At 60.2% G+C, this 12,376-nt stretch carries 13 protein-coding genes; 5 read left to right on the top strand and 8 right to left on the bottom strand.

The genetic code is table 11. The features are described 5' to 3' along the window. Positions 1-91: 91 nt before the first annotated feature. A complete protein-coding gene (locus OPU96_RS11615) occupies positions 92-1,204 on the bottom strand; it encodes an LOG family protein (RefSeq protein ID WP_305392161.1) in 1,113 nt (370 codons plus the stop codon). Positions 1,205-1,500: 296 nt separating this feature from the next. Next, positions 1,501-1,941: a PA3611 family quorum-sensing-regulated virulence factor gene (locus OPU96_RS11610; protein WP_192297276.1), complete on the bottom strand. Its 441-nt coding sequence runs from the start codon at positions 1,939-1,941 to the stop codon at positions 1,501-1,503. A gap of 180 nt (positions 1,942-2,121) precedes the next feature. Here OPU96_RS11610 and OPU96_RS11605 point away from each other — a divergent pair, with 180 nt between their 5' ends. The 3 genes from OPU96_RS11605 to OPU96_RS11595 all read left to right on the top strand — a co-directional run bounded on the left by OPU96_RS11605 (position 2,122) and on the right by OPU96_RS11595 (position 4,182). Continuing rightward, the gene (locus OPU96_RS11605) at positions 2,122-2,841 is read left to right on the top strand and encodes a tRNA-uridine aminocarboxypropyltransferase (RefSeq protein WP_226455912.1); all 720 of its coding nucleotides are present in this window, start codon (positions 2,122-2,124) and stop codon (positions 2,839-2,841) included. A gap of 252 nt (positions 2,842-3,093) precedes the next feature. Continuing rightward, positions 3,094-3,744: a response regulator transcription factor ErdR gene (gene erdR / locus OPU96_RS11600; RefSeq protein WP_057723263.1), complete on the top strand. Its 651-nt coding sequence runs from the start codon at positions 3,094-3,096 to the stop codon at positions 3,742-3,744. 75 nt (positions 3,745-3,819) lie between these two features. Beyond that, on the top strand, positions 3,820-4,182 hold the full coding sequence (locus tag OPU96_RS11595; RefSeq protein WP_017137081.1) for a diacylglycerol kinase: 363 nt from the start codon (positions 3,820-3,822) through the stop codon (positions 4,180-4,182). Between the two features lie 3 nt (positions 4,183-4,185). Here OPU96_RS11595 and OPU96_RS11590 read toward each other — a convergent pair whose 3' ends face one another. Next, on the bottom strand, positions 4,186-5,112 hold the full coding sequence (locus OPU96_RS11590) for a LysR family transcriptional regulator (protein ID WP_010212678.1): 927 nt from the start codon (positions 5,110-5,112) through the stop codon (positions 4,186-4,188). 123 nt (positions 5,113-5,235) lie between these two features. Here OPU96_RS11590 and fpr point away from each other — a divergent pair, with 123 nt between their 5' ends. Continuing rightward, complete coding sequence (gene fpr / locus OPU96_RS11585) at positions 5,236-6,015, top strand: ferredoxin-NADP reductase (protein ID WP_024073760.1); 780 nt, start codon at positions 5,236-5,238, stop codon at positions 6,013-6,015. Positions 6,016-6,148: 133 nt separating this feature from the next. Here fpr and tsaA read toward each other — a convergent pair whose 3' ends face one another. The 5 genes from tsaA to rimO form a co-directional block, all read right to left on the bottom strand. Continuing rightward, positions 6,149-6,844, bottom strand: a complete 696-nt coding sequence (gene tsaA, locus OPU96_RS11580; protein ID WP_305392162.1) for a tRNA (N6-threonylcarbamoyladenosine(37)-N6)-methyltransferase TrmO — start codon at positions 6,842-6,844, stop codon at positions 6,149-6,151. A gap of 3 nt (positions 6,845-6,847) precedes the next feature. Beyond that, a complete protein-coding gene (locus OPU96_RS11575; RefSeq protein WP_032893248.1) occupies positions 6,848-7,309 on the bottom strand; it encodes a YehS family protein in 462 nt (153 codons plus the stop codon). A gap of 69 nt (positions 7,310-7,378) precedes the next feature. Further along, entirely contained in the window at positions 7,379-8,089 is a 711-nt protein-coding gene (locus OPU96_RS11570) for an rRNA pseudouridine synthase (RefSeq protein WP_192297272.1), read from the bottom strand. Between the two features lie 27 nt (positions 8,090-8,116). Beyond that, entirely contained in the window at positions 8,117-8,650 is a 534-nt protein-coding gene (locus tag OPU96_RS11565; protein ID WP_498559099.1) for a GNAT family N-acetyltransferase, read from the bottom strand. Positions 8,651-8,754: 104 nt separating this feature from the next. Continuing rightward, positions 8,755-10,095 (bottom strand): 30S ribosomal protein S12 methylthiotransferase RimO, encoded by a 1,341-nt coding sequence (rimO, locus tag OPU96_RS11560; protein ID WP_498559098.1) that lies wholly within the window; start codon positions 10,093-10,095, stop codon positions 8,755-8,757. A 289-nt stretch (positions 10,096-10,384) separates the two neighbouring features. Between rimO and OPU96_RS11555 the strand changes: the two genes are divergently transcribed. Then, on the top strand, positions 10,385-12,286 hold the full coding sequence (locus tag OPU96_RS11555; protein WP_192297271.1) for a potassium transporter Kup: 1,902 nt from the start codon (positions 10,385-10,387) through the stop codon (positions 12,284-12,286). Positions 12,287-12,376: the final 90 nt, after the last annotated feature.

Below are 12,376 nucleotides of genomic sequence, written 5' to 3'. Positions count from 1 at the left end.
GGGCTGCGTAGCGGCCCCGAATGTTTCATCCCAGCGCCACAAAAAAGGCCCACTATGAAAATAGTGGGCCTTTTTTTTTGCACTCAAAAACTCAAGCCGGCTCCGGCGCTACCCGCTGCTGCGTCTTCCCCTGAGCCTGTGCCCAGTTTTCCGGCAAGTTGATGTAATCCACCAACTCTCGCAAACGGCCCTGATCGCGGCCATTGAAGTTAAACACCAAACGCGTCAAATGGCTGAACCGTGGCTCATCATGCTCTTCAGCGGTGTAGGCGAGTTGCTGGAACTCCCCGCTCAATCGCAGGCTGGCAAACTCACTCTGCAAATGGGCCAGGGCACGGTCACTGAGTGGGTGGTTCATGCGCATCACAAACTCGCGCTTCAACCAACGTGTTGAGTGGAAGTTGGCGTAAAACTGATTGATCTCGGCCACTGCTTCTTCGGCGCTGTAAACCAGGCGTACCAGCTTGAGGTCGGTAGGCAGGATATAGCGATTGGCTTCCAGCTGGCTGCGGATAAAGTCCAGGGCGCCTTGCCAGAAGCTGCCACCTGGCGCGTCCAGCAACACAACGGGCACCAATGGGCTTTTGCCGGTCTGGATCAGTGTCAGCACTTCCAACGCTTCATCCAGGGTGCCGAACCCGCCCGGGCACAACACCAGCGCATCGGCCTCCTTGACGAAGAACAGCTTGCGCGTAAAGAAAAAGTGAAAAGACAGCAGGTTGTCGGTGCCATCAATGGTCGGGTTGGCATGCTGCTCGAAGGGTAGGTTGATGTTGAAACCGAGGCTATGTTCCAGGCCAGCGCCTTCGTGGGCGGCGGCCATGATGCCACCGCCGCCGCCAGTGATCACCATCAGCTCCGATTGGGCGAGCAACGTGCCGACTTCGCGGGCCAAGGCATACAGGGGGCTTTCAGCCGGGGTACGTGCCGAACCAAACACCGTGACTTTGCGTCGTCCCTTGAACTGTTCCAGCACGCGAAAGGCGTTATCCAGTTCGCGGATGGCCTGCAAGGTGATCTTCGCGTTCCAACGGTCGCGGTCGTCCTGGGCCATGCGCAGAACGGTGAGCATCATGTCGCGATAAAGGGGGATATTCGGGCTGTTCGGAGCAATCAGCTGGAGTTGAGCGTCGACTTGCTGCGCAAGGTCGGCTCCGTGTTGTTCAAAATGACGGAGCAGTTGCTCATTCGATTCGTAAGGCATTCAACTTCTCCTTCTACACAGGGCCCGGGTGCTCGACGAGAGGTTCGTCGAAGGCCACGACACTGCATGTGTCGCTGCATACCGCAGGTGGGCAACCCTCTTTTGCCCTGAAAATGTGACAAAACAGCTAAGAGAAACGCTGGGAATGGACGGGAGGGATGGCTCGATCATGAGCCGAAAAACCCTTGGCTGGCAACCGCTTATTGGTCGCTCACCACGCAGTCTAGCCGGTGCAGGAGAATTGAAACGGGGGAGTGCGCGCCGCTGGGCAGCAGCGCGCGAGGGTCACGCCAGGCTTACTTTTTCTTCTTCGCGGCAGCCGGTGCAGGGCAATCCGCTTCGACGAATTTCACCGACGCCACCGGACGGTTGGTCTTGTTCTCGGTGATTTCATAGCGCATCACCGCACCCTTGGCCATCAGCTCGCGGTAACCCTTGTTCAGGCACACGGCTTGGCCCAGTTGGAAGTACACCGCCTTGGGGTTGGCACGCATCTGTTCAGCACGGTCGGGCAGTACACTGAGGTGATCGATCAGTTGCATGCCTTCGACGGTGTAGGCGACCTCGAGGGTTTTTTCGTCGATTTCCCGGGGCAGGTCTTTGTTGCTCTCCGCCGCGACGCTTTGCAGCTTGCGGTTCATTTGGGCCTCCAGCAGCGAGGCCGCCTGGGCGCCCACGGGCAATACCAGCGCAAGGGCGATGGACGGGGCGGCAAGGCGCAGCATGGAACGCAACATGAAAATCTCCTGATTCGGGTACTGGTGCATAGACCAACCACTGCGCTGTGCGTTCAGTGGCGCGCAATTATAGGTGAGCCCTTGCCACTACAGCCAGGCGTATCGCTGGTAGACTGCCGCCACTTGAAGCCCTCCACGAGTTTTCACCGTGTCGATTTACCCGTCCCAACGGCGCACCCTATGAGTCACGCCGTCTCCCGCCTGCGTACACAGCGCCTGGCACGTGCCGTCAGGCCGTTCCTCAACCGTGGCTCCCGTGCCGAACGCTGCAGCGGCTGCCGGGTCATCCCCGAGTACTGTCTGTGCGCCTGGCGCCCCAAGGTCGAGGCCCGTTCCGCCATGTGCCTGTTGATGCATGACGTCGAGCCGATGAAACCCAGCAACACCGGCTGGCTGATCGCCGATGTGATTGAAGACACCACCGCGTTCGCCTGGTCGCGCACCGAAGTCGACCCCGATTTGCTGACCTTGCTGGCCGATCCGCAGTGGCAGCCGTATATCGTGTTCCCCGGCGAATTCGTCGCCCCTGAGCGTGTCGTCAGCGAGGTGCGGGTGGAGGAGGGCAAGCGCCCGCTGTTCATCCTGCTCGATGGCACCTGGAGTGAGGCGCGCAAGATGTTCCGCAAAAGCCCGTACCTGGAGCATTTGCCGGTACTGAGCCTGGCGCCCGAGCAACTGTCACGCTACAAGCTGCGGCGCTCCAAGCGTGATGATCATTTCTGCACCGCTGAAGTGGCGGCGCTATGTCTGGAGCTGGCCGACGACGGCGTCGCCAGCGAGGTGCTGGACGCTTACCTCGATGTGTTCAGCACCCACTACCTGGCGGCCAAGTTCCAACTGCCGCTGGACCCGGCAGACATCGTCCATACTCGTCTTGCACCCTATATCCCAGCGGTATAGCCAGACGACGTTTGCATGATGGCACCTTAAGCCCGCAACCCGCTAAAATGCCCACGGGCGTAGTACTTGACCCCCCAGGCTACGCTGGGCATGCTGGGCGCCGATTGGGCGTAAGCGTGAATTTTTCAACGTCGTTCAAGGTGTTTTCGACGCTGAACGTGCCCTCTGGTGATGGCTGCCTGGCTGTCATCTTGTGTACTGGTGAACCCTGAACCCATCAGGGCTCCCATAAAAAACAGGATCATTTAATCAATGGCCACATACGAAATCCTGATAGCCGATGACCATCCGCTGTTTCGCAGCGCCCTGCACCAGGCAGTGACCCTGGGCCTTGGCCCGGATGTGCGCCTGGTCGAAGTGGCCAGCATTGCCGAGCTGGAAGCCCGTCTCACCGAAAAATCCGATTGGGACCTGGTGCTGCTCGACCTGAACATGCCGGGTGCCTACGGTTTTTCGGGGCTGGTGCTGTTGCGTGGGCAATACCCGCAGATTCCGGTGGTGATGGTATCGGCCCAGGAAGAAGCCGACGTGGTGGTGCGTTCCAAGGAATTTGGCGCCAGCGGTTTCATTCCAAAATCCAGCGCCATGGAAGATATTCAGAAGGCCGTGCGCAGGGTGCTGGACGGCGACGTGTCCTGGCCGCCGCAGGCGTTTGAAGAAATCAATGTGTCCGACGAAGCCAAGGCCGCCCGCGATGGCCTGGCCAGTCTGACGCCCCAGCAGTTCCGCGTGCTGACGATGGTGTGCGAAGGCTTGTTGAACAAACAGATTGCCTACGAGCTGAGCGTGTCGGAAGCGACCATCAAGGCCCACGTTACCGCGATCTTCCGTAAGTTGGGGGTGCGTACCCGGACGCAGGCGGCGCTGCTCTTGCAACAACTTGAGTCAATTTCACAGCATTAAGTTGTAGCCGCTTCACGCTTTTTTGACTTGGCGTGATCTAGTTTCCCCACTTCTTTGGTTCAGTTGCCTACGTCTATGTCGCCTTTCAAGGGTCAAACCGGTATCAAACGTATCTTCAATGCAGGGGGCTATTCCCTGGACGGCCTGCGTGCGGCCTTCACCGGCGAGGCGGCCTTCCGCCAGTTGGTGTTGCTCAACGTGATCCTGATCCCATTGAGCTTCTTCCTGCACGTCAGCCGGGTGGAACGCGCCTTGTTGATCGCGGTATGCCTGCTGGCCTTGATTGTCGAGTTGCTCAACTCCGCGGTGGAAGCGGCCATCGACCGGATTTCCCTGGACCGTCACCCCTTGTCGAAAAACGCCAAGGATATGGGCAGCGCTGCGCAATTCGTTGCGCTGACCATGATCACCCTGGTGTGGGCCGTGATCCTGATCTAACGATCAGGCAATGCTCGGCAACACGATCTCGTCGCTGCGCTGAACCCCTGCGGTAAAGGCGCGGCACAGTTCCAGAAACTCGCGCATGGCTGAGGTCTGGTATTTCTGTTTATGCCAGATGAAATAGAACTGCCGGGCCAGGTCCAGGTCCGGGGTTTCCACGGGTACCAGGCTGCCGCGGCGGAACGCATCGCGCAGCGCCAGCCGGGAAATGCAGCCGATCCCCAGGCCTGACTCTACCGCGCGTTTGATCGCCTCGGTGTGCTCCAACTCCAGGCGGATGTTCAGCGCGCTGCGGTGATGGCGCATGGCCTGGTCAAACGTCAGGCGCGTGCCCGAGCCCTGTTCGCGCAGGATCCACGCTTCATGGGTCAGCTCGTCCATGGACGCCACGCCACGCTTGGCCAGGTGATGTTGCGGGGCGCAGAACACCACCAGTTCGTCCTCGACCCAGGTCTGCACCTCGATATCCGGGTGGCTACAGTCGCCTTCGATTAGACCCAGATCAATTTCGTAATGCGCTACCTGGTGCACGATATGCGCAGTGTTCTGCACATGCAGCTTCACCTGGCTCTCGGGATGCTGCTGCATGAAGCTGCCGATCAGCAGGGTCGCCAGGTAATTGCCGATGGTCAGCGTGGCACCGACCGCCAGGGAACCGAAGCCGGACTTGCCGTTGAGCAGGTCCTCGATCTCCTTGGCCTGGTCCAGCAGCGCCACCGCCTGGGGTAACAGCTGATGGCCGAGGGCGTTGAGGCTCAGGCGTTTGCCTGCGCGGTCGAACAATTGGCAGCTGGATTGGCGCTCCAGCTCGGTGATCGAGGTGCTGGCGGCGGATTGAGATAAGGCCAGAAGGCCAGCAGCGCGTGAGACGCTTTCCTGCTGGGCGACGGCGACGAAGACTTGCAGTTGACGGAGAGTAAATCGCATATCGATATAACCGATAACCCTTATCTTAATAATCCAGTTAACAGATATTGTCGCCGCGATTAGAATGCGGTGCAATTGCGCGCCTCAATACTGCGCAGACCCATTTCCAGGAGTCCCCCGTACATGAGCAACATGAACCACGAGCGTGTCCTCAGTGTTCATCACTGGAACGACACTCTGTTCAGCTTCAAGTGCACCCGCGATCCGGGCCTGCGCTTCGAGAACGGTCAGTTCGTGATGATCGGCCTGCAACAGCCCAACGGCCGCCCGCTCATGCGCGCTTACTCCATCGCCAGCCCGAACTGGGAAGAGCATCTGGAGTTCTTCAGCATCAAGGTGCCGGATGGCCCGCTGACTTCCCAATTGCAACACTTGAAGGAAGGCGACGAGATCATCATCAGCAAAAAACCGACAGGCACCCTGGTGCTTGACGATTTGAAGCCGGGCAAGCACCTGTACCTGCTCAGCACCGGTACTGGCCTCGCGCCATTTATGAGCGTGATCCAGGACCCGGAAACCTACGAGCGTTTCGAGAAAGTGATCCTGTGCCACGGCGTGCGTTACGTCAACGAAGTCGCCTACCGCGAATTCATCACCGAGCACCTGCCGCAGAACGAGTTCTTCGGCGAGGCCCTGCGTGAGAAGTTGATCTACTACCCAACCGTGACCCGCGAGCCGTTCGAAAACGAAGGCCGCCTGACCGACCTGATGCGCAGCGGCAAGCTGTTCCGCGACATCGGCCTGCCACCGATCAACCCCGAGGACGACCGCGCCATGCTGTGCGGCAGCCCAAGCATGTTGGACGAGACCAGCGAAGTGCTGAACAGCTTCGGCCTGAAGGTTTCGCCGCGGATGCGTGAGCCGGGTGACTACTTGATCGAGCGTGCATTCGTCGAGAAGTAATACTGGGTCAGTAACAACGCAGATCCAAAAATGTGGGAGCGGGCTTGCTCGCGAATGCGGTGTGTCAGTCACAGCTGTATTGACTGAACCACCGCATTCGCGAGCAAGCCCGCTCCCACATTTGGTTTGCGCTTTATTCAGCTGCAAGCACTTCCAGCACGCATATGGTTCCAGCTTCAGGATAGTGCCAGCGCACATCCACATCCCAGAACTGCACACCGTACTCCCGCTCCGGCCCTGGCGTCTGATATGCCGGCCGCGGGTCCTGCGCCAGACACTGCTCAATCAACGCCACCAACGGCTCATCCAGCCGCTGGGCGTGGCCCTGTGCCTGGTGCAAGGCGGTCTTCAGCCACTGCACGGGAATCAGTGCCGGCGCGCCGCTGGCCATGCTGTTGGTGGCGGTGTCGATAATGTCGGCATAGGGCACATAAGGCTTGATGTCCAGCACCGGCGTGCCATCGAGCAGATCAATCCCGGAAATCCACAGCCGCCCCGGCTCGACCTTGTCCAGCTTTACCACCGATTGGCCAATACCATTGGGCCGGTGGGTCGCGCGGGTGGCAAACACGCCCATGGAGGTGTTGCCACCCAAGCGCGGCGGGCGCACTTTCAGGCGCGGTTTGTCTTCCAGGGCCTGGTGGAACAGGAACAGCAGCCACACATGGCTGACCTGCTCCAGGCCCTGTACCGCCTCGCCGCCGTCGAACGGCGCCACCAGTTCCAGCACGCCCCGAGCGGCTGGCGCCAGTTGCGGTTGGCGCGGGATGGCGAACTTCTCCTTGAAGCAGGAGCGCACAAAGCCGACGGGCGAGACGTTGTAGCTCATGGCTTACGCACGCACTCGCAGGGTCAGGCCCTTGAGGAAGTTACGCAGCAACTGGTCGCCGCAGGTGCGGTAGTTGGTGTGGCCGAACTTGCGGAACAACGCGCTCAGCTCAGGCTTGGACACCGGGAACTCAGCGGCCTTGAGGATGGCGTGCATGTCGTCTTCTTTCAGTTCGAAGGCCACGCGCAGTTTCTTGAGGATGATGTTGTTGGTCACCGGAGTTTCGATCGGCTGCGGCGGACGGCTTTCGTCCTTGCCACGCTTGAAGATCACCAGGCCATCGAGAAAGTGCGCCATGACTTCATCCGGGCAGAACACGAAGCCTTCTTCCTCGTCCTTCTTGAGGTAGGTCAGCAGGTCGTCCTTGGTCACGTCCATGCCGCCGAGCTTGATGATCTCGACCATCTTGTTGTCGCTGATGTCGAGCATGTAGCGCACGCTACGCAGTACGTCGTTGTGAATCATGGTGGGTAATCCTGGTATTCAACTGGGGACACCGCCGAAAACAGGCGGTGTCGAGAAAAGGGCGGCGGTTTAGAACTTTTCTTTGGTGGACAGGTAGCGCCACTGGCCGACCGGCACTTTGCCGATGGACACGCCACCGATGCGGATACGACGAATGGCGATGACCTTCAGGCCAACCGCTTCGCAGAACAGTGCGATCACGCCCGGCTGCGGGTTCTTCATCGCGAAGCGCAGGCGGTTTTCGTTCTGCCAGCTGGCTTTGACCGCCGGCAGTTCCTTGCCTTTGTACGTCAGGCCGTGGTTCAGGCGGTTGAGGCCGTGGGCAACCATGTCGCCTTCGACCTCCACCACGTATTCCTGCTCGATCTTGGCGGCATCGGCGGTCAACTTGCGCAGAATCTTCCAGTCCTGGGTAAACACCAGCAGACCACTGGCCTTGGCTTGCAGGTCGGCGCTGGCGGTCAGGCGCAGGAAGTGGCCTTTTAGCGGGCGTTTGCCGAAGCGGTGTTCTTCGGACAGGGTTTCGGCGCTGATCGAGGCCAGTGCGGTCTCGGCGTCTACGCCGGCCGGGGCGTGCAGCAGGATGGTCACAGGCTCCGGCGCGGTGGCCTTGGCCTCGGGGTCGAGTTCGACCTTCTGGGTGGTGACCTTGAACTGCGGCTCGTCGATCACTTCACCGTCCACCGAGACCCAGCCGCCTTCGATGAACAGCTCAGCCTCCCGACGGGAGCAACCGACCAGTTCGATAAGGCGTTTGGAGAGGCGTATGGGGTCAGTCATGACAAGGGCCGTAACAAAAGGGGGCGGCTATTGTACCTGTGTGGGGCCGGTTAATCCCGGCCCCATTTCGGTGCTGTGGTTTTTTGTGGGGTCCGACAAGCCAGTTCCCACAGAAGAGCGCAAACGCATGTGCAGCAAAGGGTACGGTTGCCCGAGACCATCATGCTCTGTCCGTCCGATCACCTCGAAGCCCTGCTTGAAGTAGAAGCCCAGGGCCTGTGGGTTCTGCTCATTCACGTCCAGTTCATCGGCATTCATGTGTTCAATGGCATAGCGCAGAAGTTGCCGACCAAGGCCCTGGCCCCGGTGCTGCGGGTCGATAAACAACATCTCCACCTTGCCCGCCGCCACCCCGGCAAACCCGGTGATGCGTTGGCGCGGGTCTTTGGTGCAGATCAGCATGACGGTGTCCAGATAGCGCGTCAGCACCAAGTCTTTTAGCAACACGATGTAACTGTCCGGCAGGAAATCATGGGTCGCCCGCACCGAGGTCTCCCAGATCTGCGCCAACTGCGGGTAGTCGCTGACGTTAGGTGTGTGGATAACCGAATGCTGACGCATGCCCGCTGCCCCTTGCCGATGATTGATGCCGATGGGCAAAACGATAGACGTAAAAAAGCCCTGCATCTTGTCCAGAAGCAGGGCTTTTTCAAATCTTTACCGCATCAGTCGCGCTTTTCAGCCCACAGGTCGTATTCGTCGGCATCGGTCACGGTGCACCAGACCTTGTCGCCCGGCTTCAAACCGCTGGCATCGTCGATAAATACGTTACCGTCGATCTCCGGCGCCTCGAAGAAGCAACGGCCAACGGCGCCTTGCTCGTCGACTTCGTCGATCAACACTTCGATTTCCTTGCCGATGCGCAGTTGCAGGCGCGCCGAGCTGATCGCCTGCTGGTGCGCCATGAAGCGCTCCCAACGGTCTTGCTTGACGTCGTCCGGCACCACGGCCAGGTCCAGCAGGTTGGCCGGGGCGCCTTCGACCGGCGAGTACTGGAAGCAGCCTACGCGGTCCAGTTGCGCTTCGGTCAGCCAGTCCAGCAGGTACTGGAAGTCTTCTTCGGTTTCGCCGGGGAAGCCGACGATGAAGGTGGAGCGGATGATCAGCTCCGGGCAGATCTCTCGCCAGTTCTTGATACGCGCCAGGGTCTTGTCTTCGAAGGCCGGGCGTTTCATGGCTTTCAGGACTTTCGGGCTGGCGTGCTGGAACGGGATGTCCAGGTACGGCAGGATCTTGCCGGCGGCCATCAGCGGGATCAGCTCGTCCACGTGCGGGTACGGGTAAACGTAGTGCAGGCGCACCCACACACCCAGGCTGCTCAAGGCTTCGCACAGTTCGGTCATGCGGGTTTTCACCGGCGCGCCGTTCCAGAAGCCGGTGCGGTACTTCACGTCGACGCCGTAGGCGCTGGTGTCCTGGGAGATCACCAACAGCTCTTTCACGCCAGATTTGACCAGGCGCTGGGCCTCGTCCAGCACATCACCGACCGGACGGCTGACCAACTTGCCGCGCATCGACGGGATGATGCAGAAGCTGCAACTGTGGTTGCAGCCTTCGGAAATCTTCAGGTACGCATAGTGACGCGGGGTCAGCTTGATGCCCTGTGGCGGTACCAGGTCGATCAACGGATTGTGATCCTGGCGCGGCGGCACCACCTCGTGCACGGCGTTGACCACCTGCTCATACTGCTGCGGACCGGTCACGGCCAGCACGCTCGGGTGCACGTTGCGGATATTGCCTTCTTCCACGCCCATGCAGCCGGTCACGATAACCTTGCCGTTTTCCTTGATGGCTTCGCCGATCACTTCCAGGGACTCAGCCTTGGCCGAATCGATGAAACCGCAGGTGTTGACCACCACCACATCGGCGTCCTGGTAAGTGGACACGACGTCATAGCCTTCCATACGCAGTTGCGTGAGGATGCGCTCGGAGTCGACGAGTGCCTTCGGGCACCCCAGGGAAACAAAGCCAACCTTGGGGTTGGCTTTTGCGATGGTGGTGGACATGTCTAACCTCGGTATTGAATGACGCCGCCAGTCGGGCACGACAAGGCGGTAGACGGGCGCTTGGTGCGCCTCTGATCAAAAAGTGCGCAATTCTAGCGACGGGCAGCGCACTTGACCAGCTTTATGCAGGGAAATGCGACGAGTGCTGCGCTATGCTTCGCGCCGTTGCCCATAGGTAAAACGCCAAGGTCAATAAAACGTCTGTTACGAGAAGTAAAACAGCGCATGCTAGGGTCAGCTTAGAAGCGTTGTTTATAAGAGACCTCAGGTCAAAGGGCAGGAGTGGTTGATGGGTCAGGCAAGTAGTCCGGCGGCAGGCGCCGCGCATTCCACTGCAAAGCCGATTGGCATGCTGGTGGCAGCGGTCGGGGTGGTTTATGGCGATATCGGGACCAGCCCGCTCTACACCCTTAAAGAGGTGTTCAACGGTGGTTATGGGGTTCAGGTCAACCATGACGGTGTGCTGGGTATCCTGGCGCTGATCTTCTGGTCGCTGATCTGGGTGGTATCGATCAAGTACATGTTGTTCGTGCTGCGCGCCGACAACCAGGGCGAGGGCGGCATCATGGCGCTGACTGCCTTGGCGCGTCGGGCGGCGGGGGAGCGCAAGAAGCTGCGCAGCTTCCTGGTGGTGTGCGGCCTCTGCGGGGCGGCGTTGTTCTATGGCGACAGCATGATCACCCCGGCGATTTCCGTGTTGTCGGCGGTGGAAGGCCTGGAACTGGCATTCGACGGCCTGGAGAAATGGGTCGTGCCCATCGCCCTGGTCGTGCTGGTGGCGTTGTTCCTGATCCAGAAACACGGCACCGACCACATCGGCAAGCTGTTCGGGCCGGTGATGGTGACCTGGTTCCTGGTGCTGGGCGGTCTCGGTGTGTATGGCATCACCTTGCACCCGGAGGTGCTCAATGCCATGAACCCGATCTGGGCCGTGCGCTTCTTCCAGGCCCATCCCGGCATCGGCGTGGCGATCCTCGGCGCGGTGGTGCTGGCATTGACCGGCGCCGAAGCGCTGTATGCCGACATGGGCCACTTTGGCCGTAAACCCATCGCCCGTGCCTGGTTCATGCTGGTGCTGCCGGCGCTGGTGCTCAACTATTTCGGCCAGGGCGCGATGTTGCTGGGCGACCCGGAAGCCGCGCGCAACCCGTTCTATCTGCTGGCGCCGAGCTGGGCGTTGATCCCGCTGGTGGTGCTGTCCACCCTGGCCACGGTGATTGCGTCCCAGGCGGTCATCTCCGGTGCGTTCTCGCTGACGCGCCAGGCGATCCAGTTGGGCTACATCCCGCGCATGCATATCCAGCACACCTCCAGTGCCGAGCAGGGCCAGATCTACATCGGTGCGGTGAACTGGTCGCTGATGGTCGGCGTGATTTTGCTGGTGCTGGGCTTCGAGTCCTCCAACGCACTGGCTTCGGCCTACGGCGTGGCGGTGACCGGCACCATGTTGATGACCACGATCCTGGTATCGGCGGTGATGCTGCTGCTGTGGAAATGGCCGCCGATCCTGGCGGTGCCGGTATTGGTCTGCTGCCTGTTGGTCGACGGCCTGTACTTTGCTGCCAACGTACCGAAGATCATCCAGGGCGGCGCCTTCCCGGTGCTGGCGGGGATCGTGCTGTTTATCCTGATGACCACCTGGAAGCGCGGCAAGCAATTGCTGGTGGACCGCCTCGACGAAGGCGGCCTGCCGTTGCCGATCTTTATCAGCAGCATCCGCGTGCAGCCGCCCCATCGCGTGCAGGGCACCGCGGTGTTCCTCACCGCCCGCCCGGACGCCGTGCCCCACGCGCTGTTGCACAACCTGCTGCATAACCAGGTGCTGCATGAGCAAGTGGTGCTGCTGACAGTGGTGTATGAAGATATTCCCCGGGTGCCGGTGGAGCGGCGCTTCGAGGTGGATTCGTTTGGCGACGGCTTCTTCCGCGTGATCCTGCATTTCGGTTTTACCGATGAGCCGGATGTGCCTGAGGCGCTGAAACTGTGCCACCTGGATAACCTGGATTTCAGCCCGATGCGCACCACCTACTTCCTCAGCCGCGAGACCGTGATCGCGTCGAAGATCGAAGGCATGGCGCGCTGGCGCGAAAGTCTGTTCGCCTTCATGTTGAAGAATGCCAACGGCAACCTGCGCTTCTTCAAACTCCCGGTAAACCGCGTGATCGAGCTGGGCACCCAGGTCGAAATGTAGGTTTTTGCAGCACGGGGGCCGGCAATCGGCCCCCGCTTGATGTTCTGAACCCTGTGCAAACCACCGTTGTCGACTAGGCTCTAAACACTG

The sequence above is a fragment of the Pseudomonas sp. RP-B7 genome (assembly GCF_059803535.1).
The sequence above is the reverse complement of the archived record's forward strand: the minus strand, read 5'-3'. Positions and strand labels throughout refer to the sequence as shown.

Coding starts and splice junctions, on each gene's coding strand:
- OPU96_RS11615 (WP_305392161.1), bottom strand. CDS start 1,204: ATGCCTTACGAATCGAATGAGCAACTGCTCCGTCATTTTGAACAACAC.
- OPU96_RS11610 (WP_192297276.1), bottom strand. CDS start 1,941: ATGTTGCGTTCCATGCTGCGCCTTGCCGCCCCGTCCATCGCCCTTGCG.
- OPU96_RS11605 (WP_226455912.1), top strand. CDS start 2,122: ATGAGTCACGCCGTCTCCCGCCTGCGTACACAGCGCCTGGCACGTGCC.
- erdR (WP_057723263.1), top strand. CDS start 3,094: ATGGCCACATACGAAATCCTGATAGCCGATGACCATCCGCTGTTTCGC.
- OPU96_RS11595 (WP_017137081.1), top strand. CDS start 3,820: ATGTCGCCTTTCAAGGGTCAAACCGGTATCAAACGTATCTTCAATGCA.
- OPU96_RS11590 (WP_010212678.1), bottom strand. CDS start 5,112: ATGCGATTTACTCTCCGTCAACTGCAAGTCTTCGTCGCCGTCGCCCAG.
- fpr (WP_024073760.1), top strand. CDS start 5,236: ATGAGCAACATGAACCACGAGCGTGTCCTCAGTGTTCATCACTGGAAC.
- tsaA (WP_305392162.1), bottom strand. CDS start 6,844: ATGAGCTACAACGTCTCGCCCGTCGGCTTTGTGCGCTCCTGCTTCAAG.
- OPU96_RS11575 (WP_032893248.1), bottom strand. CDS start 7,309: ATGATTCACAACGACGTACTGCGTAGCGTGCGCTACATGCTCGACATC.
- OPU96_RS11570 (WP_192297272.1), bottom strand. CDS start 8,089: ATGACTGACCCCATACGCCTCTCCAAACGCCTTATCGAACTGGTCGGT.
- OPU96_RS11565 (WP_498559099.1), bottom strand. CDS start 8,650: ATGCGTCAGCATTCGGTTATCCACACACCTAACGTCAGCGACTACCCG.
- rimO (WP_498559098.1), bottom strand. CDS start 10,095: ATGTCCACCACCATCGCAAAAGCCAACCCCAAGGTTGGCTTTGTTTCC.
- OPU96_RS11555 (WP_192297271.1), top strand. CDS start 10,385: ATGGGTCAGGCAAGTAGTCCGGCGGCAGGCGCCGCGCATTCCACTGCA.